Annotated in this window: 25 protein-coding genes and 2 pseudogenes; 14 read left to right on the plus strand and 13 right to left on the minus strand. The window is 65.2% G+C overall.

Annotated elements, in window-relative coordinates; genetic code table 11:
• Positions 1 to 192 precede the first annotated feature (192 nt).
• From CCR96_RS14940 to CCR96_RS14955, 4 genes are all read right to left on the minus strand, one after another.
• On the minus strand, positions 193 to 1,305 hold the full coding sequence (locus CCR96_RS14940; protein WP_201220900.1) for an alpha/beta fold hydrolase: 1,113 nt from the start codon (positions 1,303 to 1,305) through the stop codon (positions 193 to 195).
• A gap of 31 nt (positions 1,306 to 1,336) precedes the next feature.
• Positions 1,337 to 1,939 (minus strand): DUF3611 family protein, encoded by a 603-nt coding sequence (locus CCR96_RS14945; protein WP_201220901.1) that lies wholly within the window; start codon positions 1,937 to 1,939, stop codon positions 1,337 to 1,339.
• Between the two features lie 93 nt (positions 1,940 to 2,032).
• Positions 2,033 to 5,161 (minus strand): efflux RND transporter permease subunit, encoded by a 3,129-nt coding sequence (locus CCR96_RS14950; protein WP_201220902.1) that lies wholly within the window; start codon positions 5,159 to 5,161, stop codon positions 2,033 to 2,035.
• A 6-nt stretch (positions 5,162 to 5,167) separates the two neighbouring features.
• Positions 5,168 to 6,316: an efflux RND transporter periplasmic adaptor subunit gene (locus CCR96_RS14955; protein ID WP_201220903.1), complete on the minus strand. Its 1,149-nt coding sequence runs from the start codon at positions 6,314 to 6,316 to the stop codon at positions 5,168 to 5,170.
• Between the two features lie 624 nt (positions 6,317 to 6,940).
• Between CCR96_RS14955 and CCR96_RS25600 the strand changes: the two genes are divergently transcribed.
• The gene (locus tag CCR96_RS25600) at positions 6,941 to 7,237 is read left to right on the plus strand and encodes a pentapeptide repeat-containing protein (RefSeq protein ID WP_420827274.1); all 297 of its coding nucleotides are present in this window, start codon (positions 6,941 to 6,943) and stop codon (positions 7,235 to 7,237) included.
• A gap of 84 nt (positions 7,238 to 7,321) precedes the next feature.
• On the opposite strand, the pseudogene CCR96_RS25605 reads toward CCR96_RS25600, so the two are convergent.
• The 7 genes and pseudogenes from CCR96_RS25605 to CCR96_RS14990 form a co-directional block, all read right to left on the minus strand.
• Positions 7,322 to 8,386, minus strand: a pseudogene (locus tag CCR96_RS25605) (proton-conducting transporter transmembrane domain-containing protein); the annotation flags it as partial.
• Entirely contained in the window at positions 8,383 to 10,446 is a 2,064-nt protein-coding gene (locus tag CCR96_RS14965) for a complex I subunit 5 family protein (protein WP_201220905.1), read from the minus strand. The pseudogene CCR96_RS25605 and the gene CCR96_RS14965, both read right to left, overlap by 4 nt.
• Positions 10,446 to 10,766: an NADH-quinone oxidoreductase subunit K gene (locus CCR96_RS14970; RefSeq protein WP_201220906.1), complete on the minus strand. Its 321-nt coding sequence runs from the start codon at positions 10,764 to 10,766 to the stop codon at positions 10,446 to 10,448. The genes CCR96_RS14965 and CCR96_RS14970 overlap by 1 nt, the downstream gene beginning before the upstream one ends.
• A complete protein-coding gene (locus tag CCR96_RS14975; protein WP_201220907.1) occupies positions 10,763 to 11,719 on the minus strand; it encodes a hydrogenase subunit MbhD domain-containing protein in 957 nt (318 codons plus the stop codon). Before CCR96_RS14975 ends, CCR96_RS14970 begins: the two co-directional genes overlap by 4 nt.
• A 200-nt stretch (positions 11,720 to 11,919) precedes the next feature.
• Positions 11,920 to 12,213, minus strand: a pseudogene (locus CCR96_RS24660) (cation:proton antiporter); the annotation flags it as partial.
• A 16-nt stretch (positions 12,214 to 12,229) separates the two neighbouring features.
• Positions 12,230 to 12,532, minus strand: a complete 303-nt coding sequence (locus tag CCR96_RS14985; protein WP_201220909.1) for a monovalent cation/H+ antiporter complex subunit F — start codon at positions 12,530 to 12,532, stop codon at positions 12,230 to 12,232.
• Positions 12,529 to 14,586, minus strand: coding sequence for a DUF1576 domain-containing protein (locus tag CCR96_RS14990; RefSeq protein ID WP_201220910.1), 2,058 nt, complete (start codon positions 14,584 to 14,586; stop codon positions 12,529 to 12,531). The genes CCR96_RS14985 and CCR96_RS14990 overlap by 4 nt, the downstream gene beginning before the upstream one ends.
• A gap of 628 nt (positions 14,587 to 15,214) precedes the next feature.
• On the opposite strand from CCR96_RS14990, the gene CCR96_RS14995 reads away from it, so the two are divergent.
• The 11 genes from CCR96_RS14995 to CCR96_RS15045 all read left to right on the plus strand — a co-directional run bounded on the left by CCR96_RS14995 (position 15,215) and on the right by CCR96_RS15045 (position 24,061).
• The gene (locus CCR96_RS14995; protein ID WP_201220911.1) at positions 15,215 to 15,517 is read left to right on the plus strand and encodes an urease subunit gamma; all 303 of its coding nucleotides are present in this window, start codon (positions 15,215 to 15,217) and stop codon (positions 15,515 to 15,517) included.
• A gap of 86 nt (positions 15,518 to 15,603) precedes the next feature.
• Entirely contained in the window at positions 15,604 to 15,993 is a 390-nt protein-coding gene (locus tag CCR96_RS15000; RefSeq protein WP_201220992.1) for an urease subunit beta, read from the plus strand.
• Positions 15,994 to 16,271: 278 nt separating this feature from the next.
• Positions 16,272 to 17,993 (plus strand): urease subunit alpha, encoded by a 1,722-nt coding sequence (locus CCR96_RS15005; RefSeq protein ID WP_201220912.1) that lies wholly within the window; start codon positions 16,272 to 16,274, stop codon positions 17,991 to 17,993.
• Positions 17,994 to 18,016: 23 nt separating this feature from the next.
• Positions 18,017 to 18,745 carry an urease accessory protein UreE gene (locus CCR96_RS15010; RefSeq protein ID WP_201220913.1) on the plus strand — a complete coding sequence of 243 codons (729 nt, stop codon included), beginning with the start codon at positions 18,017 to 18,019 and terminating at the stop codon, positions 18,743 to 18,745.
• Complete coding sequence (locus CCR96_RS15015) at positions 18,738 to 19,427, plus strand: urease accessory protein UreF (protein ID WP_201220914.1); 690 nt, start codon at positions 18,738 to 18,740, stop codon at positions 19,425 to 19,427. The genes CCR96_RS15010 and CCR96_RS15015 overlap by 8 nt, the downstream gene beginning before the upstream one ends.
• Positions 19,428 to 19,527: 100 nt before the next feature.
• Positions 19,528 to 20,172 (plus strand): urease accessory protein UreG, encoded by a 645-nt coding sequence (gene ureG, locus CCR96_RS15020; RefSeq protein WP_201220915.1) that lies wholly within the window; start codon positions 19,528 to 19,530, stop codon positions 20,170 to 20,172.
• Entirely contained in the window at positions 20,172 to 21,164 is a 993-nt protein-coding gene (locus CCR96_RS15025) for an urease accessory protein UreD (RefSeq protein ID WP_201220916.1), read from the plus strand. The genes ureG and CCR96_RS15025 overlap by 1 nt, the downstream gene beginning before the upstream one ends.
• Positions 21,165 to 21,213: 49 nt before the next feature.
• On the plus strand, positions 21,214 to 22,197 hold the full coding sequence (locus tag CCR96_RS15030) for an urea transporter (RefSeq protein ID WP_201220917.1): 984 nt from the start codon (positions 21,214 to 21,216) through the stop codon (positions 22,195 to 22,197).
• 189 nt (positions 22,198 to 22,386) lie between these two features.
• Complete coding sequence (locus tag CCR96_RS15035) at positions 22,387 to 22,710, plus strand: nucleotidyltransferase domain-containing protein (protein WP_201220918.1); 324 nt, start codon at positions 22,387 to 22,389, stop codon at positions 22,708 to 22,710.
• Complete coding sequence (locus CCR96_RS15040; RefSeq protein WP_201220919.1) at positions 22,694 to 23,095, plus strand: HEPN domain-containing protein; 402 nt, start codon at positions 22,694 to 22,696, stop codon at positions 23,093 to 23,095. The genes CCR96_RS15035 and CCR96_RS15040 overlap by 17 nt, the downstream gene beginning before the upstream one ends.
• A gap of 39 nt (positions 23,096 to 23,134) precedes the next feature.
• Positions 23,135 to 24,061 carry a cation diffusion facilitator family transporter gene (locus tag CCR96_RS15045; protein WP_201220920.1) on the plus strand — a complete coding sequence of 309 codons (927 nt, stop codon included), beginning with the start codon at positions 23,135 to 23,137 and terminating at the stop codon, positions 24,059 to 24,061.
• A 33-nt stretch (positions 24,062 to 24,094) separates the two neighbouring features.
• On the opposite strand, the gene CCR96_RS15050 is transcribed toward CCR96_RS15045, so the two are convergent.
• Together CCR96_RS15050 and CCR96_RS15055 are read right to left on the minus strand one after the other, a co-directional pair.
• Positions 24,095 to 24,439, minus strand: coding sequence for a type II toxin-antitoxin system HicB family antitoxin (locus CCR96_RS15050; RefSeq protein ID WP_201220921.1), 345 nt, complete (start codon positions 24,437 to 24,439; stop codon positions 24,095 to 24,097).
• Complete coding sequence (locus CCR96_RS15055) at positions 24,436 to 24,696, minus strand: type II toxin-antitoxin system HicA family toxin (protein WP_242519103.1); 261 nt, start codon at positions 24,694 to 24,696, stop codon at positions 24,436 to 24,438. Before CCR96_RS15055 ends, CCR96_RS15050 begins: the two co-directional genes overlap by 4 nt.
• Before the next feature lie 278 nt (positions 24,697 to 24,974).
• Between CCR96_RS15055 and CCR96_RS15060 the strand changes: the two genes are divergently transcribed.
• Together CCR96_RS15060 and CCR96_RS15065 are read left to right on the plus strand one after the other, a co-directional pair.
• Positions 24,975 to 25,187 carry a TA system antitoxin ParD family protein gene (locus CCR96_RS15060; protein ID WP_201220922.1) on the plus strand — a complete coding sequence of 71 codons (213 nt, stop codon included), beginning with the start codon at positions 24,975 to 24,977 and terminating at the stop codon, positions 25,185 to 25,187.
• Positions 25,184 to 25,456 carry a type II toxin-antitoxin system RelE/ParE family toxin gene (locus tag CCR96_RS15065; protein WP_201220923.1) on the plus strand — a complete coding sequence of 91 codons (273 nt, stop codon included), beginning with the start codon at positions 25,184 to 25,186 and terminating at the stop codon, positions 25,454 to 25,456. Before CCR96_RS15060 ends, CCR96_RS15065 begins: the two co-directional genes overlap by 4 nt.
• Positions 25,457 to 25,475 lie beyond the last annotated feature (19 nt).

The raw sequence follows: 25,475 nt of genomic DNA on the forward strand, positions 1-25,475 counted from the left end.
AGCGCCAGCGCAACCGCAACCGCAACCGCAACCGAGGTTCTGATCGCGGTCCGGTCGCCTACCACCGAACCGAGACTGGATATTGAGCGATCAATGGGTCTGGAGTCAGTCGCAGGGCCTGACCAGCGATGGCCTGACACACGAGCATGCGATCAAAAGGATCTTGGTGCAGAGCAGGCAGCCGGCCAAGCTCTATCGACTCCAAGCCTCGAGCTGCTCGAGGATCGGCGCGATCGCCGGTGGCGTTGGATCATCGGCAAAGAGGCGCCGCAGCATGGTGCGATGGGCGCCATTGACGATGACCGGCGCTGGCACGCCTTCGAGCCGCAGCGACTCGACGCTAACAGCGCCGTCACCGAGCCCATCGCTGAGGCCCTCGCCAAGCCCTTCACTGAACCCGTTGCTCAGCTGATCGAACCAGGCATGCAGTTGCTCACCCAACGCCTCGGAGCCGACCTCGGCCGCCGCCGCGTTGAGACTGGCGATGAGCTGTTTCGGCGGTTCGACCAGCCGTGCGCCGATGATGGCGCGCGGCACCGATTCCGGCCAGGGTCGCGCGTTCAAGGCCTCGAGAAACGCGCTGCCTGGGCGCAGATCGATCTTCGCCTCGCCGAGCCCATCACGCAGGCCGGCGAAGAGCGAGAAGCGACGGCGTTGGGCGTCTTCGAAATGCTCCCGCAGCTCCAGCCAGATGCGCAGCCGCGCCCAATCCGAGCCCTGATTCGGGGTGCCGACCATGAGCACGCCGGCGATCGGCGCTCCACTGACCTTGACCGGTTCGCCAACCGGATGCCGCCAAAGGTTGACGAATTCGCGCGCCAGCAGCCCGCCCATGCTATGGCCGATCAGGATCACCGGGCGGTCGGTGGGCAACGCGTCCCAGTGCTCGGCCAAGAAGGCCGCGCTGCGGTCGATGCCCTGATCATTCGGATAGCGTAGCTCCCAGACCTCGAAGCCGGCCGCGGCGGCGGCTGGCGCCAGGTCATCCCAAATGATGCCGGGCTCATCAAGGCCGTGGATCAGCAGCAGGCGTGGGCGCTCGGAGAGGTGAGCGCCCAAGGCAGCCAGGGTCTGACCAGTGTCAGGCGCAGCCGGCAGGCGCAAGAAGAGGCCGTGCCCGTTACCGGTCGGGCTCATCAACTCCGGAAACCAATCATCGAGCTGATCATGGACCAGGGTGCGCAACGCCCGCTCCTCGCTCGGATGGAATTCGGCCCAGAGCGTCCAGACAGCGGCGATCGCAAGGATCAGCGCGGCGGCTCGGAGCAAGCCCGCGGAACGGGCTCGCCCCGGATCACCGCTCACGGACTGGACCTGAACGCATCCGTCCCCTGGCTCAGTCCTCAAGCGACTCGTAGGTATGCGTGGTGCGGAACAGCAGCCAGAGGCCAAAGACGGTCGCCAACACCTCGGCGGCGAGCGCCATGACCAGCGCCATCAGGCTGGCGAAATCGACCGCCGAGACCCAAGAGCCGCCGAGCGAGGTCGGCGTGGTTTGGATCGTTGGCACGCCGCCCTGGGGCGCGGCGAGGAAGTAGAACAGCATCTGCGCAACCTCGATCAGCATCACCAGGATCGAGAAGATAATCCCCACGCTGCTGGCGATCAGGCCGATCCAGACCGTGCGCGTGACGCTGCCCTCACTCGGGCGCAGCGTCGGGTCAGCGATCTTGCGTCCCAAGGCCGGATAACGCGAGAACCAGAACATCACGAACACCAGCAGCAACAGATTCATTGCGCTCAGATAGCTGACGATCGGCAACCCTTGGCGCGGCCCGGTGACGCTGCCGGAAAAGGTGAACACATAGAGCATCAGCAGCACCGGGAAGGCCCCCATCACGATCTGGGTCCAAAATCCGATACGCCCGGTGCGCTGGAAGGTCTTCGCAAGGCCATCAACCTTGGAGACATGAAGACCATTGACGAGATTCTTCAGCATGATTGACCTCATTCGCCGGTGGCGACTGATTGGGAGTGATTAGGAAAGACAGCGAGACATCAGATCACGGCGACCAAGCGCCCCACACACAGCTTAAGCCTTCCGTGCATCGCCTCCATGACCAGCTTCAGCGCCCCTCACCCGCTCGCGCAGGCTCTGCACCAACACATACAGCGGCGGGATCACGATGATGCCGAACACGGTCGCCGCGATCATACCCCCAAGCACCACGACGCCGAGCGAAACCTGACTCGCCGCGCCGGCGCCGGTCGCCAGCACCAGTGGCAGCATGCCGAGGATGAAGCTGAACGCGGTCATCAGCACCGCGCGGAAACGGATGCGCGCGGCATCGGCCGCGGCCTGCTGGATCGGCAGGCCCTCCTCGCGCAGCTGCTTGGCGAACTCGACGATCAGGATCGCGTTCTTGCTCGCCAGGCCGATCAGCATCACCAGGCCGATCTGGGTGTAGACGTTGTTGTCGAGTCCCACCGCCCAGGTCGCGCCCAAACCGCCGACGGCGGCAATGACCACCGAGAGGATGACCGAGGTCGGCACCGTCCAGCTCTCGTACTGGGCGACCAGGAACAGGTAGACGAACAACAGCGCCAGCGCCAGCACGATCGCCGCCTCGCCGCCGGCCTGGACCTCCTGGAAGGTGGTCCCGCTCCAGTCGATCGCGAAGCCGTCCGGCAGCTCATTGCGCTCGATCTGCCGCAGCGCCGCGATGCCCTCGCCGGTACTGCCGACCGGCGTCACGTTGACACTGGCGGCGCGGAACATATTGAAGCGCCGCGTGCTCTCCGGCCCCAACACCGGCTCCACCGTCACCAGCGAGGCCAAGGGCACCATCTGCCCGCGCGCGTTACGCACATGCAGCTTGGCGATGTTCTCGGGGCTCATCCGAAACGGCGCGTCAGCCTGCAGGAAGACGCGGAAGGTGCGGCCGAAGAGATTGAAGTCGTTGACATAGAGCGAGCCGAGATTGGCCTGCAGGGTCAGGAACAGATCCGAGACCCGCACCCCCATGGCCTCGGCGCGCTGGCGGTCGATGTCCAGGAACAGCTGCGGCGTGCGCGCGCTGAAGGTGGAGAAGGCGCGCTGGATCTCGGGGTTGCCGTTGGCGTTGATGATGAAGCCCTGTAGCGCCCCGGCCAGCTCGTCAGGTGAGCGTCCGGCCAGATCGAGCAGTTCCATCTCGATGCCGCCGGCGGTGCCGAGCCCCTGGATCGGCGGTGCCGCAAAGGCAAACACCGTTGCCTGCGGGATCGACAGCAATTGCGGCTGCACCCGTGCCAGCACCGCGTCGGCACTATTCTCGGGCGCTGGGCGCTCGCCCCAGGGCTTGAGGATCACGATCGCCAGACCACCGCTGGAGCGCGCGCCGGCCAGGAGACTGAAGCCGGAGACGGTGAGGACATGGTCAATCTCCTCCACCGACTCCAGCATCTGCTGCACCTGCTCCAGCACCGCGCCAGTGCGCGCGACCGAGGAGGCATCGGGCAGCGAGACGTCGATGAAGAAGTAGCCGGTGTCCTCGCTCGGGATGAAGCCGCTCGGCACCTTGTTGAACAGCCAGCCGGTGCCGACACCGCTGGCGATGATCACCAAGAGCGCGATGATCGAGCGCTTACCGAGGCTTCGGACCAGTGCGGTGTAGCCGTTGCGAGTCCGGTCGAGCCCCTGGTTGAACCAGCGCAGCGGTCCGCGCGGCTTGCGCGAGGGACGCAGCAACAGGCCGCAGAGCGCCGGGCTCAGGGTCAAGGCAACCAGCGACGACAGGGTCACCGCCACCGAGATGGTCACCGCGAACTGCAGGTAGAGCTGACCGGTGATGCCAGGCAGGAAGGCGGTCGGCACGAACACCGCATAGAGCACCAGGGTGGTGGCGATGATCGGTCCGGTGACCTGCGCCATCGCGCGCTTGGCGGCCTCCTTGGCGCTGAGTCCTTCTTCATCGATCAGGCGCTGGGTGTTCTCGACCACGACGATGGCGTCGTCGACGACGATGCCGATGGCGAGGATGATCGCGAACATCGACACCGTATTGATCGAGAGTCCAGCGGCGAGCAGGATGGCGAAGGCGCCGATGATCGACACCGGGATTGCCAGCACCGGCACCAGGGTCGAGCGCCAGTCGCCGAGGAAGACATAGGTCACCAGGATGACCAGCGCCAGCGCCTGGAACAGCGTGATGACGACGTTGCGCATGCTGATGCGCACGAAGTCGGTGGTGTCATAGTAGATCGCGTACTCGAGGTCCTCGGGGAAGCGCTCGGCGAGCTGCGCGAGCGTCCGGTAGACCTGATCGGCGGTCTGCAGGGCGTTGGCCCCGGGTGACAGATAGATGCCGAGTGCCGCGGAGGCGGCGCCATCGGCCCAGGTATCGGCGTCGTAGGTCTGGGCGCCCAGCTCGATGCGAGCGACATCGCCGAGACGGATGCTGGAGCCGTCCGGGTTGGAGCGCACCAGGATGCCCTCAAACTCCGAGACCTCGGTCAGTCGCCCCCGCGCCTGCAGGCTGTAGGTGAAGGCGCGGCCCTCATTGCCCGGCGGCGCGCCGAGCCGGCCGACCGCGGCCTGCAGGTTTTGCCGGCGGATGGCATCGACCACCTCGGCCTCGCTGACGCCGAGCGCGGTCATCACCTGCGGGTTGAGCCAGATGCGCATGGCATAGTCGAGCTGGCCGAACTGGCTCGCCTCGCCGACGCCGGGGATGCGCGCCAGGGCATCGCGGATGTTGATCTCCATGTAGTTGGAGAGGAACAGCCGGTCGAAGCTCCCGTTCGGCGAGATCAGGTTCAACATCAGCAGCATGTTGGTCGACTGCTTGCGCACCGAGACGCCCTGCTGGGTGACGTCGACCGGCAGCGTCGGCGTGGCGAGCGCGACCCGATTTTGTACGTTGACCGCGGCGATGTCCGGGTCGGTGCCCAAGGCGAAGGTGATGTCGAGCCGATAGCTGCCATTGTTGTCGCTGGTCGAGTTCATGTAGAGCATGTTGTCGACGCCGTTGACCTCGGCCTCGATCGGTGCCGCGACCGTCTCGACGACCACCTCGGCATTGGCGCCCGGATAACGCGCCTGCACCGAGACCTGTGGCGGCACGATGTCCGGAAATTGCGCGACCGGCAGCACCTGAATGGCGATGGTGCCCGCGATGATGATCACCAGCGAGATCACCATCGCGAAGCGCGCGCGATTGATGAAGAAGGCGGAGAACATGATCGATCAGTCCTCGCTGTCCGACGACGACACTGGGGAGATCGGGGACGCCGGGGATACCGGGGTTGGCTGCACCAGCATGCCCGGACGCGCCTTTTGCACGCCTTCGACGATCACCTGCTGCCCGAGCTGCAGCCCAGAGGTGACCACCCAGTCGGTCTCGACCCGCGCGCCCAGCTCGACGCGCGCCAGCTCGACCTGGTTCTCGGGGGTGACGACCAGCACCAGCCGCCCGGCCTGATCTTGCTGCACCGCGATCTGCGGCACCACCATCGCCATCTCGGGCTGGGCGGCCTTGGCCACGACGGTCACGAACTGACCCGGCAGCAGCACCTCGCTGGCATTATCGAAGCTGGCGCGCACCCGCACCGTGTCGGTGGTCTGATCGACCTCGGGATCGAAGAATTCGAAGCGTCCAGGCGCTTCCAGCATCGAGTTATCGGCCAGGCGAATATAGGGCAAGAACTCGGCGTTCTCGCGCATCCGCCGCACCGCGAGCATGGTGCGATCATTGACCGGGATGTTGACGAACACCGGGTCGATGCGCACCAACCGCGCCAGCGGCCCCGAGGTCGGGCCGACCACGGCACCTTTGGCGAAGGCGACGCGACCGATGCGGCCATCGAAGGGCGCGCGGATCTCGGTGTAACCGAGTTCGATCTCGGCGCGCTGCAGCGCGGCTTGCGCCGCGTCGCGCGCGGCCCTGGCCTCTTGCTCGGCGGCCACGGCGGCATCGAGCTGGGCCTGGGTGGCGCCACCGCGCTGGATCAGCGGCTCGAGGCGCTCACGCTGCAGCCGGGCGTTGGTCAGCGTCGCGGTGGTGCGCTCGACATCGGCGCGCCGCGCGACCACATTGGCCTCGAACGGCTCGCGCTCGATGCGGAACAGCAGATCGCCGGCCTTGACCGTCGCGCCCTCCTCGAAGGTGCGCTGGGTCAAGAAGCCGTTGACGCGCGCCACCAGGTCGACGGCGTCGATCGCCTCGACACGGCCGACGAACTCCATCTGCGGCGTGATCTCACGCTCGACCACCGGCGCGACACCAACGGCCGGCGGAGGCGGAGGCGCCACCGGCCCCGCTGTTTGATCGCCGAACTCACAGGCGACCAGGCCGATCGCACTCGACAGAAAGAAGAGACCCAGGATTCGCCGCATGAGGACTCCGTGATGGTTTGGTGAAGAAGAGAATGAAGCAGCGCATGAATCAGCGGCAGGGTTCGCCTGACCGCGAGGCTGCCAGCAAGCTCTTGAAATTGGCATTTGCTTCATGAGGTCAGAATCCTGAAGCTTTTTTGTATCGAGCGCGATCTTGCCCCCGCTGAACAGTACTCGATCGCGCGGGAATCTGCTCGAAGAAATCCTTTAGCGCGCATTCAGCACCGCGCCCCAGAGCAGCAGGGAGATGACCAGCAAAGACAGGCCAGCCACTGGCCACTGGCGCAAGCCGCGATCCAGCGCCTCGACAGCGGCGCCAATCGCGCTCATCAGACGCCTGAACGGCGCGCCCCAGGCCAGGATGTCACCGGCTGGCAGCCGCGGCAGTCGCTCACCCCAGCGCCAGAGCGCCAGCATCGCGCCGCTCCCAAGCAATAAGGGCCAACTCGCCTTCCAGAGATCGACGGGGCTGATCGAGCGCGCCAGCCAGACCTGGCTGTTCCCAAGACCGAGCCAGGGCAGCAGCAGCCAGGGCAGCAACAGCGCGGCAAGCGCCATCAGCCACCAGGTCAGCAGGCGGCGGAACAGACCCCTGGGACGCGCATTCAGCGCCTCGCGGCTGATCTGACTCAGGCCCGCTTCACCTGGACCGATCTCACCCGGACTGATCTCACCCGGACTGCTCTCACCTGGGCCGATCTCATCGGGTCTGGTCACGGCGGTGCTTGCCGCGGGCAGGGTCGTGGTCGCGGTGCCGGAGTTCAGCGCCGTTTGATCACCGCTGACCCAGAGTCGGCGCAGGAAATGCAGCATCAGCAGCGTCGACCCCGCCGCCGAGAGCGCCGCCAGCAGACCGAGCAAGGGCGTCTCAAAGAGCGGCTTCAGCGCCAGCTTGGCCGCCGCGCCCCCGGTCAACGGTAGACCGGCGATGCCGAGCCCGACCAGCGCCGCCGGCGGCAGCACCAGCCAGCGCCGTCGGGTGACGCCATCAGCGATGACACCGAGACCGAGGAAAAGCGCGCCCTTGGCGAGCAGATGATGCGCCGCGTAGAGGGTCAGCAAGAGCACCGCGGTCGCTTCTCCAGCGCGCAAGGCAAGCCCAGTCGCCGCCGCGATCAGCCCCATCTGACTGATGCTCGAATAGGCCAGCACGGTCTTGGCGTTACGCTGAGTGATGCCGATCGCGACGCCATAGAAGGCGCTGATCAACCCCAGCACGATCAAAAGCCCACTCCAAGCCGGCGCCCCCGCCTCGAACGGCAAGAAGCGGATCAGACCGATCACACCGGCCTTGACCGCGGCACCGCTGAGCACCGCCGCCGCCGGAACAGGCACCGCGGTGTAGGCCAGCGGCATCCAGACATGGCCAGGGACCAGGGCGATCTTGAGCGCGAAGCCCAACAGCAGCAGTGCCATGCTCAGCTCGGACCAGGCTGACGCTGGGAGCGAGGCAACAACGCTGCTGATCGCCAGACTCGGCTCCGGGCTCGCCGCCGAGAGCAGTGCAAAGGCCAGCAGCAAAGCAATCTCGCCGAGGATTGCGAGCAGCAGGTAGAGGCCGGTCGCGCGGCGCGCGAAGGCGGTGCCCTCGTGCGCGATCAGACCGAAGGCGGCCAGGCTGACCAGCCCATAGAACAGGTAGAAGCTGACCAGATCGGCGGCGATGAACACGCCGAGGCTACCGGTCAGGGTCAGCAGCCAGAACAGCGTGAAGCGACCTCGATGCGGTGAGGCCTGCAGCATTGGCGCGGCGTAGAGTCCGCCCGCGGCCCAGAGCAGCGCGGCAACCCCGAGCAGCACGGCGCCAGGGCGGTCGACGACCAGGCCGATCGCAAGGCCGTTGGGATCGAACAGCAGCGCAATCGCGGCAACCTCACCGTTGGCGATATCGCCCTGGCCAAGAACCAGCATCGCGACGATCGCAGCCGCCAACGCCGGCAGCGGAATCAGCGCAAGCAGAACCCAAAGGCGCTCGCGAATCGGCTGCGCAAAACAGCCCAGCACAGCCAGGGCCGGCGTCGCCAGCCCGACGCCAACCAACAGCTCGGCCATCGGCAGCGAGGCGATCATGGCAGTGACCCCATAGCGCTTGATTGAGCCCCGACAACGCTAGACAGTGGCGTTACAGAGCTGGTTGAAGGCCCCGCGACGGTTGGCAGTGACTCCGGCGCGCTTGGCTGTGCCCCCTCAACACCTGGCAGCGGCTCCATCACACTTGCCAGAAACCCCGTAGCACTTGGGACCGGCGTCACGCCGCTTGCCGGCAGCTCAACCGCGCTGAGCCCAGCGGGCTCGGCCAAGGGCTCTAACATCGCCATCGCCTCACCACCGCGACCGATCTGCAGGATCTCAAACGAGGTCAGCGGCACCAGCCCGAGCGCAATCGAGACCAAGGCGAGGGCCAACACGATCAGCTCGCGCGAGCGCGCGACCGGCCGTTGCAGGCAAGCTGATGCCTGCATCGGACCGGGTTGGCCCAACCTCTGATGCGGCGTTCGCGATGATGATGCAGACGACAATGCCGCCGAGGCCCCTGTCTCCAATTCCGGCAATGGCTCAGACAGCCTCCGAGGTTGCCGTCGAGATGCATGCCCGGCACCAGTACCAATATCATAGCCAGAGCCAGAGCCAGAGCCAGAGCCAGAGCCTGACCCTGCCCCTGACCCTGAACCTAGACCTGAACCCGAACCAGCAAAGCTCGCCGCCACCAGCACCCGATACAGATAGGTCCCGGTGAGCACGCCGCCGAACAGGATCACCAGCGTCCACCACCATTGCCCGGTCTCGATCGCGGCGCGCAACAGCAGCCATTTGGCGGCGAACCCCCCGCTCGGTGGCAGCCCCATCAAGGACAACCCAGACAGCGCAAAGGCGACCAGCGTGATCGGCAGCAGCCGGCCGAGACCGCCCAGGTCAGCGATGCGATCATGGCCGAGCGCGATCGCGATCAGCCCCGCGCCCATGAACATCGAGGCCTTGGCGAAGGCATGCGAGACCAACTGCAGCACGCCACCGGTCCAGGCCGCCGGGGTGCCGCCATCGGCCAGCGTCGGCACCAGCACCGGGCTGACCAAGAGCGGGAAGATCAGGAACAGATAGCCGAGCTGGGCCAGGGTCGAATAGGCGATCAACATCTTCAGCCGCGCCTGGCGGATCGCCATGATGCCACCGAGCAGGATGGCGACGGCGCCGAGCGTCGCCAGCCCCTGCGCGACCTGCTGCGTGTAGACCACCGGCATCAGGTCGATCCAGAGCCGGAAGATCAGATAGAAGGAGCCCTTGACCACCAAGGCCGAGAGGATGGCGCTGGCGGCGGCTGGCGCGCCGGCATGCGCGGGCGGCAACCAGAGATGCAGCGGCACCAGCGCGGTCTTCGCCAACAGCCCGGCGGTCATCAGCACCACTGCGGCAATCGCCGCCGGCTCCACGGCGGGCTCCACGGCGGGTTCTGCCGCGGCCACGCCTGAACCCCGCATCGCCGCCGCCAGCTGGCCAATATCGAGCGTGCCATAGGCGCCATAGAGCAGCGCCGCGCCGAGCAGATAGAGCACCGAGCCGAGCAGTGCAAACAATAGATAGCGCAGCGCGGCCTGGAGCGTCTCGGCGCTGCCCTTGAGGCAGACCAAGGGCACCGCGGTGAAGGTCAGCAGCTCGATGGCCACATAAAGGTTGAAAAGATCCTGGCCGATGAAGACCGCGTTCAGCGCCGCCCAGAGCCCGAGCAGCAGGGTCCAAAAGGACAGCGGCGCGCGTGCCTCCCCGGCAGCAGCCGGGGTGGCGAAATCGGCGCGGGCATAGAGCCCGACCCCAGTGATGACCAGCGCCGTGGTTAGCAGCAAGATCGCCGAGAGTCCATCGACGCGCAGCGCAACCCCGAGCGGTGGTGCCCAACCGCCGATGTCGTAGCTCAGCGGCGCGCCTTGATCGAACACCAGCGCGGCCACGGCGACCGCCAATGCCAGCCCGAGTGGCAAGGTCAAGAGCGCGATGCGCTCCGCGGCGCGGCCACCCAGCACGAAGCCGAACAGCATGGCCAGCACCGGCAACACCAGCAGCATCACCAGCAGCTCGTCGGACCAGGCGCCGAGGCTGGCCAAGCGTCCGCCATTGTGGATCAGCGCGGCGTTCATCAGGACTCCCCCTCTGGCGCATCCTCGACATCATCAAGCGCTGCGCTCTCCCCCAAGCGCACCAGCAACCCAACCGCCAGCGCGGTCGCCGCAAAGGCGACGACCAAGCCAGTGATGACCAAGGCCTGAGGGACCGGATCACCACCAAAACCCGCCCCGGCACCACGCTGGGCGATGACACCGAAGAGCAGAAAGACGCCACTGCCGAGCAGATTGAAGGCCAGGATCTTGCGCAGCGCGCCAAGGCCGACGATGACGCCATAGAGGCCGAGGCCGACCAGCAGCGAGCCCAAGAGTCCGTAGAAGGTCACTGAACTCATGGTCGATCCTCCCGCGCGTCCGGCAGCCCGGCCAGGATCAAGCCCAGCACCACCGCCACCGAGACCAGCAACACCGCCTCGATCAGCAAGATCAGCGGCTTCTCGACACCGAGCGGATAGGCCAGGAAGTCCCCGGCTAGCCAGATCCCGGCCAGGCCAATGGCGAAGAACACCAGCGGCCCGATCACCGCCAGCAGCCGGGGCAACCGTTGTGTCGCCGCTGGCGGTTGCATGACGCCCGCGACCATCGCCAAGGCCCAGACCCCGGCGAGCAAGGCGCCGGCCTGGAACTTGCCGCCCGGGAGACTGGCGCCGATCCAGAACAGATGCAGCGCCACCAGGATGACCAGCGGCAACAGGAGCCGCGCGAGCAGCACCAGTGGCGGCGACGGATGCGGCAGCGGCAGCCACGCCAAGGGTTGCCGCCAGCTCGCGTCGGGGATCAGCGACCAGAACGCGATCAGGGCCAGCACCAGCACCACGGTCTCGAAGAGGGTATCGACCGCGCGGAAGGCCATCAGCACCGCCGTGACCGGGTTCTCGACCGCCGTCGCTGGCAGCTCCGCCGCCACCGTCGCGGCCAGCGAGGGCGCCGGGTCTGGCAGGCTCAGCACCACCGTGGCCAGCCCAAGCGCCACCGCCGCTGACAGCAGCGCCGCGAGCAGATGCAGCGGCCAGCGGCGCGCGCTCCGAGCGACGGGCGCTGGCGGCACCCGGGTGCTGGCGCCGAGCACCAGTAAGCCGATCAGGCCACCGCCGATCGCCGCCTCGGTGAGCGCGATGTCGGGTGCATCCAGGCGAATCCAAACGATCGCCATCAGCAGGCCGTAGACGAGAAAGCCGATCGCCGCGCGCAGCGCATCGGCGGTGAGGATGACCCAGAGGCCGAGCAGCAGCGCCGTGACCGCGAGCACGACGTCCGCCAGCGAGGCGAGATCGAGGATGGCGCTCATCGGCAGGCATCCTCGGGCTGATGCTCGCCGAGTTCGACCTCGGCGGCAGCTTTGGCCGAAGCCCTCGTAGCCGTGTCATCAGCATTCGCCGCATTGGATGCGTTGACGATGGCAAGATCGCCCGCGGCGGCGCCATCGGTCGCCAAATCATCCGGCGCTGGAAGGAGATCGCCACCGTCGCCGAACTCAGCCATGTCGCCGTCACTCTCGGCTTCAGCGGCAAACTGGGTGGCCACGATCAACTGTCCGGCGATACTACCGCCAATCAGCATCAGCAGCCAGAGCGCGAGGAGCTTGAGCGCGGTGAACGGCCAGGACACCTGTGGCAGCAGCCCAATGACGACCAGTCCTAGGCCGAGTGCGTCGGCCTTAGTCAGCGCATGCAGGCGCGAGAGCGGATCAGGGAACCGCAACAGCCCGACCACGCCGGCGAGAAAGAACAGCAGTCCGAGCGAGACGACGACCAGGGTAAACAGACTCGCCAGATCGCTCATCGGCGGTGCTCCTCGATCATCGGCGTTGCTCCGGCTGCCTTGCTTGCCGACGCGCCGCGAATCGCCGGCGCAGCGGCTCGGCAAAGGCGACGGTGACAAAGGTCGCGAGCAGCGTGAGCATGAGGGCCAGGTCAATCACGCCCGGTCTTCCGGTAGCAACACCGAACAAGAGTAAGGCGGCGATGCCAGCCGTGCCCAGCAGCTGCTCGGCCATCACCCAGTCCACCGCCCGATGGCTCAACAGCAACCGCGCCAGCGCCACGATGATGATCACCAGGATGAACAGCGCCGCGCCCAGCAGAAACGCGGACAGGCTCATGACGCCCCCTCCTCGCGATACAGGCGCAACAGCAGACGCTCATCCCGCGCCAACCCCGCCGCGACCGGCGTGCGGGTATCGAGACAGTGGAAGACCAGTCGGCCTTCGGCATCGGTGCCGGCCGCAATGGCGCCCGGCGATGCGCTGGCAAAGGTTTGCAGGATCGCCCGCTGATGCGCTCGACGGAGGCGGGTCGTAAAGACGATATAGCCAGGTCGCAGCGGCAGACGCGGATCGAAGGCGCGCCGGGCGACATCGATCCCACCGACCACCGACTGCACCAAAAATCGCCCAATCAGCGACATCAGCGCGCGGAGATGCCATGGACGCGAGCTCGGCGGCAGCACCCACAGACTGATCCAGGTCGCCATGGCGGTGGCGATGAGGGCGATGGCCAGGTCAGCGGCGATTTGGGCGCTGCCCCCTATCCCGATCGCAGCGCCGGAGCCGGTGGTCAGTGCGCCGACGCTGCTCTCCAGGAGCCTCCGCAGCGCCCCCAGATCCGGCGCCGACAGCAGCAACCAGATGACCAGGAAGAAGAGCGCCCGCAGCAGTACGGCACCCAGCCAGCGTCCGCGTCCCAGCCTGTCGGCCTGCGTCGTTCGGCCACCGCCACCTCCAGAGACAGAAACAAGAAAATCATCAAGACCGCCCTCGACCGACGAGACTTGCTCTCGGCCTCCGAGGCCGGTTGGCGGCTCCCCGTCACTCGCGTCAGCCGAGGTCCGCGCCATCTCGCCACCGGCGGCTAGCACGGGCTTTCGCCCAGCCAACTCCCCACGAGCACGGATCGCGAGGATCACCGGCACCAGAATCGAGGCGACGATGCCCGCGGCAAAGCCATTGTTGTAGAGATTCAGCCCGCCGTGCACCACGCCCACGCTGAGCGCCGCCGAGGAATGCACGAAGCCGGCAACGATCCCCCAGTGCCAACCGAAGTAACCGGCAATCGGCGCCAGATTGGTGCCGAACAGCGCCGCGAGCTGCACCGATGGGTCCGCCACTCCCCAGGGCTTGACCAATGATCCGAGGAACACGCCGGCGATGATCGGCAGGATATTGCGCGGATGCTTGCCGAAGGCGGCAAAGCCGACGATCGAGAACAGCGCGCCGATCGTCGGCCCGTTCAGGTCGCCACCGATGGCGAGGATATAGACTAGCCCAATGCCGCCGCTCAGCCCCATGTTGATCAGGGTCGCGCCCAGTCCGGCGCTGGCCAGAAAGTCGCTCGGCGCCTGCCCGGACGCACGCATCAACCGCCAGAAGCGCGCGACCCCATGCCGATCGATGATCAGACCGAGCAGCACCATCGACAGCAGCAGCCCGCCGACAAAGGAGCCCAACAGCAGGTTATTGCCGGTGGTCCAGATGAACACCGGATCGGCGACGAAGCCATAGGAGGCATAGATCGCCACCACCAGGGTACCGACCAGGCCCGCGGTGAAGCCCATGTTATAGAGCGCGAAGCCATCGTGGGCACGAAACAGCTGCGCCGCGGCCGCCGGCAGGATGAAGCCGATCGACAGCCCAGTGACGATGGCCAACGGCAGGCTGACGCTGAACGGCAGCGTGGTGCTGAACAGGATCTCGCTGACGATCGGTGATAACGCAATGCCGAAGAAGGCGGTATTGATATGGGTCGAAAACGGCTGGCCGCGCCAGCGCGCATGCAGCGCAACACCGGCGATGATGAACCAGACGTTGAGCAGGTTCTTGCCGAACAGCCCGAAGCCGAGCACCAGGAACAGCGCGGCGATGGCCGTACCCGTCATCGATACGCGATTCAGTGCGTAGATCAGGCAAGCCACCAGCGTCAACAGACCGGTGCTGACCAAGGCCGCGCCGATGCCGCCAACGCCCATGTAATCGGTCAGCAGCGTATCGCGTGAGATGAGGATCGCCCCTAGCCCGCTCAGGACGTCGCTCGGGGCATCGATCAGCAGCCCGAACAGCACGAAGGCCAAGGCGTAGCCGGCCACGACGAGCAAGACGACCCGATCCGCGGACGCGACCGGCGCATCGGTTGCCGAAGGTAAGGCGTGGTCGGTTCCCATCGAATGGCTCGTGACGAAAACGCTCTAAAGAAAGATTGATGATGATGAAAAGAGTGATGATGATGACGGACACAGCAGACTCGGCGTCAAACTGCGCTGGCAAACCGGATCGTTGGCAGCTTTGGCAATGATTAAAAGCGAAGCATGGATTGGAAAACTTGGACGCTGAGCACTGGAACTTGTGCGCTTTGCGAACATGGCAAGCATGTCGCGAATGGCCCTGTGCCCGTCGCCGTTGTGATAGTAGGGTGATAGTAGGGCATCGGCGTGCCTTTGCAAAGCGCAGATCAAAGACTATTGGGGACGCTGGGTCCTAGGCGAGCGCTCATCATGTCGATGCCTCATGCCGATGCCCTGAGCCACAGCAGCTTGTATAACAACCACTTAAAAATCTTGCTGTGGCCTTGTTTGGCCTTGTCCTGGCTGTCAGGGAAATCAATCAGGGTTCTCCTTAGCCGCCTTCCGGCTAAGAACCGCTTTCGATTAGCTCAGTTTTATGAAAGCTGAGTGAAAGCTGAGTTCTTGTTCTTCAATGCTCATTTTGCACGGCTCGAAAAGCTTGTCGCCACAGCGATTGATGTCTAATCTACTTTCAGTCAGTGCCGTGCTCATTGAATGAGGAAACCTGATGCATCTCACGCCGAGAGAATTCGACAAATTGCTTGTTTATATGATGGCCGATGTCGCGCAAAAGCGCCGCGACAAGGGCCTCAAGCTCAATCACCCCGAGGCCGTCGCACTGATCTCGTCGATTGCGCTCGACGGCGCGCGGGCTGGCAAGACCATCGAAGAGGTCACCCAAGAGGCCGGCGCCGTGCTCGGCAAGGACGACGTCATGGAGGGTGTCGCCGATCTGATCCCGTCGGTGCAGATCGAGGCCGTCTTCACCGACGGCAGCCGCTTGGTCACCGTGCACTCACCGATTCAGTAGCGATCTTACTTTCGTAGAGACCTTCTTAGGAGGCGATGATGGCAGGAGTGAAAGCAGGACCTCAGATCGCGGCCGACGTTGATCCGATGACCGCCGAGGTTGAACTGGGCGGCTATGTCTGCGCCAGTGAGCCGGTAACGTTCAACGAGGGCCGACCGGTCACCAAGCTGAAGGTCCGCAATACCGGCGACCGACCGATCCAGATCGGCTCGCATTTCCATTTCTTCGAGGTCAACCGGGCGATGGACTTCGAGCGCGCGGCGGCCTTCGGTCAGCACCTGAACATCCCCGCCTCCACCGCGCTGCGCTTCGAGCCCGGCGACGAGCGCGAGGTCGAGCTGGTGCCCTACGCCGGTCGGCGCGAGGTCTACGGCTTCAACAATCTGGTCGACGGCGCGACCTCGGGCGAATTCGCCGAGCCACAGAAGACCAAGGCGCTCGCCGCCATCGCACAGCGCGGCTTCCGCTCGAGCTAATCGAGCCAAGGCGATTGCTGTCCAGGCGTATACCGACTTGCTGCTCTGTTCGCTCGCTTTCTTCGTCGCACCGCTGGTCGCACCGCTGGTCACAGCGCCTGGCCATGCTCCCGGCGACGATCCTCGAAGGCAAGCGAATACCCTGCGCAATGCGATACGCACTGTTCTGGCAATCGCCTAAATCGTCGCGCCGACTTCGGCCCAATTGCTTCTGCCAACTGACCGCTGACCGCTGACCGCTGACCGCTGACCTCCAGAGACCAGAGGACACCTCATCCATGGCAACGCTCTCACGCAACGAACACGCCGGCCTCTTCGGCCCCACCACCGGCGACCGTATCCGCCTCGGCGATACCAATCTCTTCGTCGAGATCGAGCGCGATCTGCGCGGCCCCTCCGGCGACGAGATCGTCTTCGGCGGCGGCAAGAGCCTGCGCGAAGGCATGGGCATGGACAACCAGCTCACGCGCGCCGGCGGCGCCCCGGACCTGGTGATCACCAATGTCACCATCATCGACGGCGTGCTCGGCGTGGTGAAGGCCGACGTCGGCATCAAGGACGGGCGCATCTGCGGTATCGGCAAGGCCGGCAATCCGCGGGTGATGGATGGCATCACACCGGGGCTCGAGTGCGGCCTGGCCACCGATGCGATCTCCGGCGCGCACCTGATCCTGACCGCCGCCGGCGTCGATTCGCACATCCACTTCATCTCGCCGCAGCAGGCCTGGGCGGCGCTCTCCAACGGCACCACGACGCTGATCGGCGGCGGCACCGGTCCGTCGGACGGCTCCAACGCGACGACCGTGACCCCCGGCCCCGGCAACATCCACAACATGCTGCGCGCCTTCGAGGGCTGGCCCATGAACATCGGCATCCTCGCCAAGGGCCACGGCCATGGCAAGGCGGCGCTGGTCGAGCAGGTCGAGGCCGGCGCGGTCGGCTTCAAATGCCACGAGGACTGGGGCACCACCCCGGCGGTGCTGCGCTCGGCGCTGACCGTCGCCGACGAGATGGACGTGCAGGTCTGCATGCACACCGACACCTTGAACGAGTCCGGCTTCGTCGAGGACTCGATCGCCGCCTTCGAGGGGCGCACCATCCACTCGTTCCACACCGAGGGCTCGGGCGGCGGTCACGCACCGGACATCATCAAGGTCTCCGGGCTGCCCAACGTCCTGCCCGGCTCGACCAATCCGACCCTGCCGTACGGCATCAACTCGCAGGCCGAGCTGTACGACATGATCATGGTCTGCCATCACCTGAACCCGGACATCCCCTCGGACGTCGCCTTCACCGAGAGCCGCATCCGCGCCGAGACCATCGCCGCCGAGAACGTGCTGCACGACCTCGGCGTGATCTCGATCTTCTCCAGCGACTCGCAGGCGATGGGCCGCATCGGTGAATGCTGGCTGCGCTGCATCCAGACCGCCGACGCGATGAAGACCGGTCGCGGCAAGCTGCCCGAGGACGCGCCTGGCAACGACAACTTCCGCGTGCTGCGCTATGTCTCGAAGATCACCATCAACCCGGCCATCGCGCACGGGATCTCGCATCTGCTCGGCTCGGTCGAGGTCGGCAAGATCGCCGATCTGGTGCTCTGGGAGCCCGGCTTCTTCGGCGCCAAGCCGAAGCTTGTGCTCAAGAACGGCATGATCAGCTGGTCGCTGATGGGCGACCCGAACGCCTCGCTGCCGACGCCACAGCCGGTCTACTACCGGCCGATGTTTGGCGCCATGGGCCTGTCACAGACCGACAACGGCCTGACCTTCGTCTCCGCGGCGGCCCATGATGCCGGCATTAAGGAACGCTTGGGTCTGCGGCGCCAGGTCGAGCCGATCCGCAACACGCGCAAGATCGGCAAGGCCGACATGGTGCGCAACAGCGGCACGCCGACCATTGAGGTCGATTCGGAGACCTTCGCGGTGACGGTCGATGGCGTGCATGCGACCGTCGAGCCGCTGCGTACCGTGTCGTTGAATCAGAAGTACTTCTTTAGTTGAGTCCGAACAGGAATAGAGCCTGCATGATCCTCATTGAGACCATCCTCGGTAACGCCGCCGCGCCGGAATGGGCCGACCGGCTGACATCGGCGAGTGTCGATACGCTCGAGCTCGACCATTGGGAGGCGCAGAAGAGCCGTTTTCGGAAACGCTCGGCGGGCGGCGCGGAGCTGGCGATCTCGCTTGACCGAGGCAGTTTCATCCGCGACGGTGACGTACTGCGCTGGGATGCCGAGCAACAGACGGCGTTGTTGGCGCGCATCCGGCTGCGCGATGTGATGATGATCGAGTTGGGCGGACTACTCGGGGATGGCGCAAACGGCGCTCGCGGGAACGGCGCGATTCCCGATACACAGACGGAGATGACAGATGCAGATGCTGCGATTCATGGCGTGAACACCGCGGATCAAAGCACGCCAGCCGCCGCTGAGCTGTTTGCGCTGCGCACCTGCGTCGAGCTTGGGCATGCGCTCGGTAACCAACATTGGCCAGCGCTGGTCAAGGGCACCTGCGTCTACGTGCCGCTGACCGTCGACCGCAAGGTGATGAACTCGGTGATGAAGACGCATGGCTTCGAGGGCATTGAATACTGCTTCGTGCCCGGCTCCGAGATCGTGCCCTATCTGGCGCCGCATGAATCGCGGCGACTGTTTGGTGCCGCCGAGGGGGCTGTGCATAGCCATAGCCATAGCCATAGCCATAGCCATAGTCATAGCCATAGCCATAGCGCCGGCTCCGGCCAGTATGAATGAGGCAGCCCGGCTGCTGCGCGCGCTGCAGTTCGGCGACTCGGTGTTTCCGGTCGGCGGCTTTGCCTTCTCGGCGGGTCTGGAGACCGCGATCGCCGAGCGGGTGGTGACCGATGTCGAGAGTCTGAGCGCCTACACCCGCACCGCACTCGAACAGGCGACGCGCGGCGACAGCGTCGGCCTGATCTGGGCGCATCGCGCGGCGCTGGCCGAGGATCTGACCCAGCTGGGGCAGATTGATGCCCAGGTCTATGCGCGCAAGCTCTCCGGCGAGACCCGCACCATGAGCGTGCGGATGGGCAAGAAGTTCACCGAGCTGAGCGCCGAGATCCTCGAGGCGCCCCTGCTCCAGAGCTGGCGTGAGCAGATCGCCAACGGCGCGACGCCCGGCTGTTATCCGGTCGCGCTCGGGATCAATTTCGCGGTGCAGGGGCTCTCGGCGCGAGACGCCTTCGCGGTGCATCACTACGGCGTCGCGGCGATGATCCTGAGCGCGGCGCTGCGACTGATGCGCATCGACCATGTCGAGACCCAGCAGAGGCTGTTCGCGCTCTGTACCGGGACCGATGCCGATTATGAAGCCGCCGCGGTCATGCCATTGTCCGACATGGCCGGCTTCGCACCCGTGACCGAGATCCTCGCCGCCGCTCACGTCAAAGCGAGGGTGCGGCTCTTTATGAGCTGATCCCGAACTGATCCCGAGCTGCACACCAGCCGAGCCCGCGGGCGCGGACAGCTTCCACTGCCAGCTTCTACTGCCAGCTTCTACTGCCAAAGGTAAACCCATGCCCAAAAAGATCACCCGCATCGGCGTCGGCGGCCCGGTCGGCTCTGGCAAGACCGCCATCGTCGAGGCCATCACGCCGCAGTTGCTTGATCTTGGCATCAAGGTGCTGATCATCACCAACGATGTGGTGACCACCGAGGATGCCAAGCAGGTGCAGCGCACGCTGAAAGGCGTGATGCTCGAGCAACACATCCTCGGCGTCGAGACCGGCGCCTGCCCGCATACCGCGGTACGCGAAGACCCGAGCATGAATCTGGCCGCGGTCGAGGACATGGAGGCGCGCTTTCCGGACACCGATGTGGTGCTGATCGAAAGCGGTGGCGATAACCTCACCCTGACCTTCTCGCCAGCGCTGGTCGATTTCTTCATCTATGTGATCGATGTCGCCGCCGGTGACAAGATCCCGCGCAAGAACGGCCCCGGCATCACCCAGTCCGACATCCTGGTCATCAACAAAACCGATCTCGCCCCGCATGTCGGTGCCGATCTCGGCGTGATGGAGCGCGATTCGCGGCTGATGCGCGGCGACAAGCCCTTTCTATTCACCAACTGCAAGACGGGCGAAGGCATCCCCGAGCTGGTCGCGCGGATCCGTTCCGATCTGCTGTTCGACCTGAGGCTCGACGAGCCCGCGTCGGCCTGATGGACGGTCGCGCGCAGACCCAGTCGACGGCCCTTGCCTTTCCAGCGCTTGGCTTCGTCGGCGATCGCAATGCCGCCATCCGGCTCGGACGCGAGGCCAGCGAACTGGCCGCCTTTCAGGACGAGCCGGCCCAGATGGCGAGCGCCGCAATCGGCAAGAACGGCTTCCTGCGCCTCGGCTTCGAGCGCCGCGGCCCGCGCACCATCCTCGCCGAGTTGGATCGGCGCATCCCGGCGCTGGCGCAGCGCACCCTCTATCCCGAGCAGGCCCTGCCCGATCTGGCCTGGCTGTTCATGATCACCACCACCGGCTGCCTGCTGCAGGGCGATCGGATGGCACTCGAGATCGGCCTCGGCCCGCAAGCGCGCGCCCACATCACCACCCAGTCGGCGACCAAGGTCCACTCGATGGACGCCAACTATGCCGCCCAAACCCAGCAGATCGCGCTCGCCGAGGACGCCTATCTCGAGCTGTTGCCAGAGCCGCTCATCCCGCATCGACGGGCGCGCTTCATCAGCGAGACCCGCATCCAACTCGCCGACAGCGCCACCCTGCTCTACGCCGAGATCCTGCAGCCCGGCCGCAAGCACCATCATCCGGACGAGTGCTTTGGCGCCACGCTCTTGTCATTGGCGACGACGGCAACCCGTCCCGACGGCCGCCTGCTGTTCAGCGAGAAGCTGGTGATCGAGCCCGAGCGTCAGGCACTGCGCCAGACCGGCGTGATGGACGGCTTCGACGTCTTCGGCAACCTGATGCTGCTGACGCCGCCGGCGGTGGCCGACCGCGTCGACGCGCGCATTGGCGCCGCGGTCGATCAGGTCGGCGGGCTGGCCTTCGGCGCCTGCCGGCTACCCAACGACGCCGGCCTCATCATCAAGGTCTTGGCGCGCGAGACCGAGCAGGTCAAGGCAAAGCTACACGAGTATTGGGCGATCGTGCGCGAAGAGGCCACCGGCACCGCGCTCTCGCCGCCCTTCTTCTGGCGTTGAGTGAATACAATCCTAGCAGCTGGTCTGCCTAACGCACCGGGAGGTCATGATGAATGAGCCTGATACCGCGCAACCAGCCAACGGTTGGGAAAGGGCTTGCCGCTCGGCCTCCCCGCTGCGCTTCATCGACTTCAATCTGCGGAGTATCGGGCAGGTGATGTTTCAGGACAACCCGCTCTCGGGGTTGTTCTTCTTTGCCGCCATCGGCTGGGGCGCGTTCATCGCCGGGGCGCTTGAGATCGCGATCGCCGGTCTGCTCGCGCTGCTCGTCGCCTCGCTGACGGCACTTTGGCTGCGGGTCGAGACCGCGCCATTACACGCCGGTCTCTATGGCTTCAATGCCTATCTGCTCGGCATCGCCTTGGCCACCTTTCTCGACCCCTCGCCGCTGCTTTGGGTCTATGTCGTGCTTGGCGGCGCGGTCTCGGTGATCGCCACCCGAGCGGCGACCCGGGTCATGCTGACCTGGGGAATCTCGGCGCTGACCGCGCCCTTCATCCTCATCAGCTGGCTCCTACTGCTGTCCTCGAACGGATTCTCCAGCGTGCCGGCCGGGGCCTTGCCGACCAGTGGCCTGATTCAGCCGATCCCGGCCGAGGCCGCCGATCCGCTGCGCATCCTCGACTTCCTCCAGGGCATCCTGATCAGCGTTTCGCAGGTGTTCGTGAAGGGTGACGGCATCGCCGCGCTGCTGATCCTGATCGGGCTCGCCATTGGCTCCATCGCCGCCGCTGGCTATGCGCTGGCCGCGGCCTTGATCTCGGTGGTCGTCGCGCATCTGCTGGGCGCGGAAAGCCAGCTCATCACCGGCGGCCTGTTCGGCTTCAACCCGATCCTCACCGCGATCGCGGTCGGCACCGTCTTCGCGCGTCCCGGTCTGCGCTCTGGCCTCTATGCGCTGCTCGCGACCATCGTCACCGTCCTCGTGCAAGGCGCGATGGTCGCCGTCGCCACGCCCTTTGCCATCCCCACGCTCACCGCCTCATTCGTGCTGGTCACTTGGCTGTTTTTGCTGGCCAAGCCAGCGCCCTGAAATACCGCCTTCCAGCGTGAGATAGACGTCACTGATCGCGTTCAGAGCCTACGCGATCACAACGACCTTCAGTTGGACTACTCTATCCGTTGGACTACTCTAAGCGTTCATAATGACGCGCCAAGTCCGCAAGAAACGACGGTTTGCGGGCGGGCTTCGAGTCGGCTTAACGATCCCCACACAGGCTCTATGCTCAACCAAGATCAAATCCAGGCTGCCGTCCAGCGGCTGGTCGTCCAGCTCTCGCAGCCGGCGCGCGTGATCCTCTTCGGCTCTTACGCACGCGATCAGGCGCATGCCGACTCCGACCTCGACCTGCTCGTTATCGAGCGCAGGCTGCCGGATAAGCCGGCCGAATACTTGAGGCTCAAGCAGGCCATCGGACGCGTTGGCGTTGGGATCGATCTACTGCTGATGTCGGCGAGAGAGTTTGAGCGCCGCCGGCAGGTACCAGGCACCTTGGCCTATTGGGCCAGCAAGGAAGGGCGCGTGATTCATGAATCCCTTCATTGAGGAGGCAGAACGCCTGCTGCGGCTTGCTCGCAAAGATCGCCTCGCCTGCAAGCTGCTACTGCCCGTCGAGGAGCTCGCATCCAGTGTGGCAAGCTTCCATGCCCAGCAGGCCGCGGAGAAGGCCCTCAAGGCGGTGATGGCGCTGCATGGCATCGGCTTCCGCCGCGTGCACGATCTTGAAGAGCTGGCATCCCGCCTGTCAGCGTCAGGTCATCCAGCGCCGGTTCCAGAGGCCCAGCTCAGCTGCCTGACGCCTTATGCCGTCGAGTTTCGCTACAACGACGATCCAACCCCCATGATCGAGCCCAGTGAGGCCCTCGCGTTGGCGGATCAACTGCTTGATTGGGCGCAAGACCAGCTGGCTAACGCGCGCAAGTCACTGTAATGAATTGATGATCGCAGCAGATGGAGCGAACACCAAACGATGCAGATCGAACGCGTCATGCGCCTACGCAGCGAGCTGGAGGCCCGGCTACTCCGGCTCTCGGTGGCCGCAACTCTGGTCATCGCCGGGCTTGGGGTGCTGCTCGGGCTCTGGGCGCGCTCACCGGCGATCCTCTTCGATGGCCTGTTTGCGCTGATCGACGCGGCGATCACCTGGCTGACGCTGCTGGTGGCGCGCCTGGTCGCTAGCCAAGGCGATGATCGGCGGTTCCAGTATGGCTTCTGGCACCTAGAGCCCTTGGTCATCGCGCTCAAGGCCTCGACCCTGATCGTGCTGGTGGCCTATGCCTTTCTCAGCGCGGTCAATAGCCTGCTCAAGGGCGGCTACGAGCCGGAGTTCGGCATCGCGCTGAGCTATGCGGCGCTGGTCACGCTGATCTCGTTCGGGATCTGGTGGTGGCTGCGCGGCCAGGCCAATCGCATCGATTCCGGTCTGGTGCGCCTCGATGTCAAGGCCTGGCTGCTGTCGGCCTTGATGGGCTGTGCGCTGCTGCTCGCCTTCGCCGTGGCGCTAGCGATTCAGGGCACCGCTGCCGAGGGTCTGATCCGCTTCATCGATCCGCTGGCGCTGGCGCTGATCACGCTGCTGCTGTTGCCGATGCCATTTCGTGAGGCGCGCGAGTCGTTCGCTGAGATCCTGCAGATCAGCCCGGCCGATCTCGACGCCCATCTCAGCGCGCTGATGACCGACTTCATCAAGCGCCACGGCTTTCTCGACTATCGCAGCTATCTCGCCAAGGCCGGACGCGCGCGCTTCATCGAGATCTCGATCTTGGTGCCAGCGGAGCGAGCGCTGACGCTGACCGAGATCGACGCACTGCGCGATGAGATTGGCGCTGCGATCGGCGGCGCCGGTCCGGACCGCTGGCTGACCATCACCTTCACCGCTGATCCGGCACAATTGTGATGACGAACAAGATGTGCAGCTGACGTTTCCGCCTCAGGCCGCAGCGTCTGACAGCTCATGTCGCACGGCGCGCTCCATCAGCGCATTGAGACTGATCCCCTCGGCCTGCGCCATGGTAGCGGCCGCTTGATGGAGGTCGGGCGGTAGGCGCACCACGAATTTACCGCTGGCTGGTTTGCGCACGGCACGGCCGTGCTTCTCGCACAGCTCGATGAAAAAATCCAAAGACGCCTTGAACTCACGGCGCAGCTCCTCGGGATTCTTGCCGTAGAAATCCGCACCGCCATTGAGTCCCTGAATCTCGCCTCGGAACTCATCGGTCTCTGGGTTGTACCGGATGACGGCTGTATAGCCGTCCAACGTCATGGTGTTCATCATGATGGTGTCACTCCATGGTCCGCTAGCCAATCGCGCACTGCCGCGACCGCGCCCTTGTCCATCACCGGCGCCGGGTGCGACTTGTGCAGCACGCGTGTTTCGTCAAACAGCAGCACGCCGATGCGCGAGCCTTCGCGGTTGTACTCGACCGTGGCACCGAGCGCTTCCAGCAGCATAAGCACGTCCTGGAATTTCACGCTGCCCGAGACCGGGCGCTTGAACAGCAGCTCGAGCGTTTTGGTATGCTTGCGTTTCACCGCTTCATAGTATCATTTTTTGATACTATGACAACATCCCCTAATCCTCGCGCGAACGGCTGAACCGCATCGGTGTGCTGGAAGCCGGGGCGCGGGGATTTCGTCGCCTTCCACTTCGATGGGCGGCGATTTGAAGCTTGGGGCACAAAGACGGCCTGAGGTCGCGGTCAGTGCGTCGGCATCGAGTTGCTGCAGACCAACCTTCCCGACGCGAGCTTGGCAGGGCCGCCGCAAGGTCATAAACTGCATTTGTCGCAACTCGCCACAGGAGCCGCACCATGAGCGTATCCATTCGCATCGACGAACGGCTGTATGCCGCTGCCAAATCACAGGCCAGCGCCGAAATGCGCTCGATCCCGCAGCAGATTGCTTACTGGGCCAAGGTAGGCCGGGCAGCGCTCGATAACCCCGATCTGCCCATCGAGCTGGTGCGTGATACGCTGCAAGCGCTCGAAGAACCCTCGGAACCCTTCGACTTGCCAGCACCATGACGCCAACGCTCGCGCAGCGTCCTGCCTTCAAGCGAGCCTACAAGAAGCTCCATCCCAATCAGCGCGAGGCGGTACATAGCGCCATTCGCGCCATCCTCAGCGACCCCGAATGCGGTGAGGAGAAAAAGGGTGACTTGGCCGGTGTTCGGGTATTCAAGTTCGACTGCATCCATCAAACATTTCTACTCGCCTATACCTGGGGCGACAGCCTCTGCACGCTGCTGAGCCTGGGTCCGCATGAAAATTTCTACCGCGACCTCAAGCGCTGAGCTTCAGCCGGTACCGCTG

It is taken from the genome of Halochromatium roseum, from assembly GCF_016653315.1.
Classification (GTDB): Bacteria; Pseudomonadota; Gammaproteobacteria; order Chromatiales; family Chromatiaceae; genus Lamprobacter; species Lamprobacter roseus.

Bases quoted from the DNA above. Each gene is read 5' to 3' on its own strand.
- CCR96_RS15005 (WP_201220912.1), top strand. From the start codon at position 16,272: ATGGCAACGCTCTCACGCAACGAACACGCCGGCCTCTTCGGCCCCACC.
- CCR96_RS15015 (WP_201220914.1), top strand. From the start codon at position 18,738: ATGAATGAGGCAGCCCGGCTGCTGCGCGCGCTGCAGTTCGGCGACTCG.
- CCR96_RS14990 (WP_201220910.1), bottom strand. From the start codon at position 14,586: ATGGGAACCGACCACGCCTTACCTTCGGCAACCGATGCGCCGGTCGCG.
- ureG (WP_201220915.1), top strand. From the start codon at position 19,528: ATGCCCAAAAAGATCACCCGCATCGGCGTCGGCGGCCCGGTCGGCTCT.
- CCR96_RS15025 (WP_201220916.1), top strand. From the start codon at position 20,172: ATGGACGGTCGCGCGCAGACCCAGTCGACGGCCCTTGCCTTTCCAGCG.
- CCR96_RS15010 (WP_201220913.1), top strand. From the start codon at position 18,017: ATGATCCTCATTGAGACCATCCTCGGTAACGCCGCCGCGCCGGAATGG.
- CCR96_RS15060 (WP_201220922.1), top strand. From the start codon at position 24,975: ATGAGCGTATCCATTCGCATCGACGAACGGCTGTATGCCGCTGCCAAA.
- CCR96_RS14970 (WP_201220906.1), bottom strand. From the start codon at position 10,766: ATGAGTTCAGTGACCTTCTACGGACTCTTGGGCTCGCTGCTGGTCGGC.
- CCR96_RS14965 (WP_201220905.1), bottom strand. From the start codon at position 10,446: ATGAACGCCGCGCTGATCCACAATGGCGGACGCTTGGCCAGCCTCGGC.
- CCR96_RS14975 (WP_201220907.1), bottom strand. From the start codon at position 11,719: ATGAGCGCCATCCTCGATCTCGCCTCGCTGGCGGACGTCGTGCTCGCG.
- CCR96_RS15065 (WP_201220923.1), top strand. From the start codon at position 25,184: ATGACGCCAACGCTCGCGCAGCGTCCTGCCTTCAAGCGAGCCTACAAG.
- CCR96_RS15030 (WP_201220917.1), top strand. From the start codon at position 21,214: ATGAATGAGCCTGATACCGCGCAACCAGCCAACGGTTGGGAAAGGGCT.
- CCR96_RS15035 (WP_201220918.1), top strand. From the start codon at position 22,387: ATGCTCAACCAAGATCAAATCCAGGCTGCCGTCCAGCGGCTGGTCGTC.
- CCR96_RS14985 (WP_201220909.1), bottom strand. From the start codon at position 12,532: ATGAGCCTGTCCGCGTTTCTGCTGGGCGCGGCGCTGTTCATCCTGGTG.
- CCR96_RS14955 (WP_201220903.1), bottom strand. From the start codon at position 6,316: ATGCGGCGAATCCTGGGTCTCTTCTTTCTGTCGAGTGCGATCGGCCTG.
- CCR96_RS15050 (WP_201220921.1), bottom strand. From the start codon at position 24,439: ATGATGAACACCATGACGTTGGACGGCTATACAGCCGTCATCCGGTAC.
- CCR96_RS14995 (WP_201220911.1), top strand. From the start codon at position 15,215: ATGCATCTCACGCCGAGAGAATTCGACAAATTGCTTGTTTATATGATG.
- CCR96_RS14950 (WP_201220902.1), bottom strand. From the start codon at position 5,161: ATGTTCTCCGCCTTCTTCATCAATCGCGCGCGCTTCGCGATGGTGATC.
- CCR96_RS15045 (WP_201220920.1), top strand. From the start codon at position 23,135: ATGCAGATCGAACGCGTCATGCGCCTACGCAGCGAGCTGGAGGCCCGG.
- CCR96_RS15000 (WP_201220992.1), top strand. From the start codon at position 15,604: ATGACCGCCGAGGTTGAACTGGGCGGCTATGTCTGCGCCAGTGAGCCG.
- CCR96_RS14945 (WP_201220901.1), bottom strand. From the start codon at position 1,939: ATGCTGAAGAATCTCGTCAATGGTCTTCATGTCTCCAAGGTTGATGGC.
- CCR96_RS15040 (WP_201220919.1), top strand. From the start codon at position 22,694: ATGAATCCCTTCATTGAGGAGGCAGAACGCCTGCTGCGGCTTGCTCGC.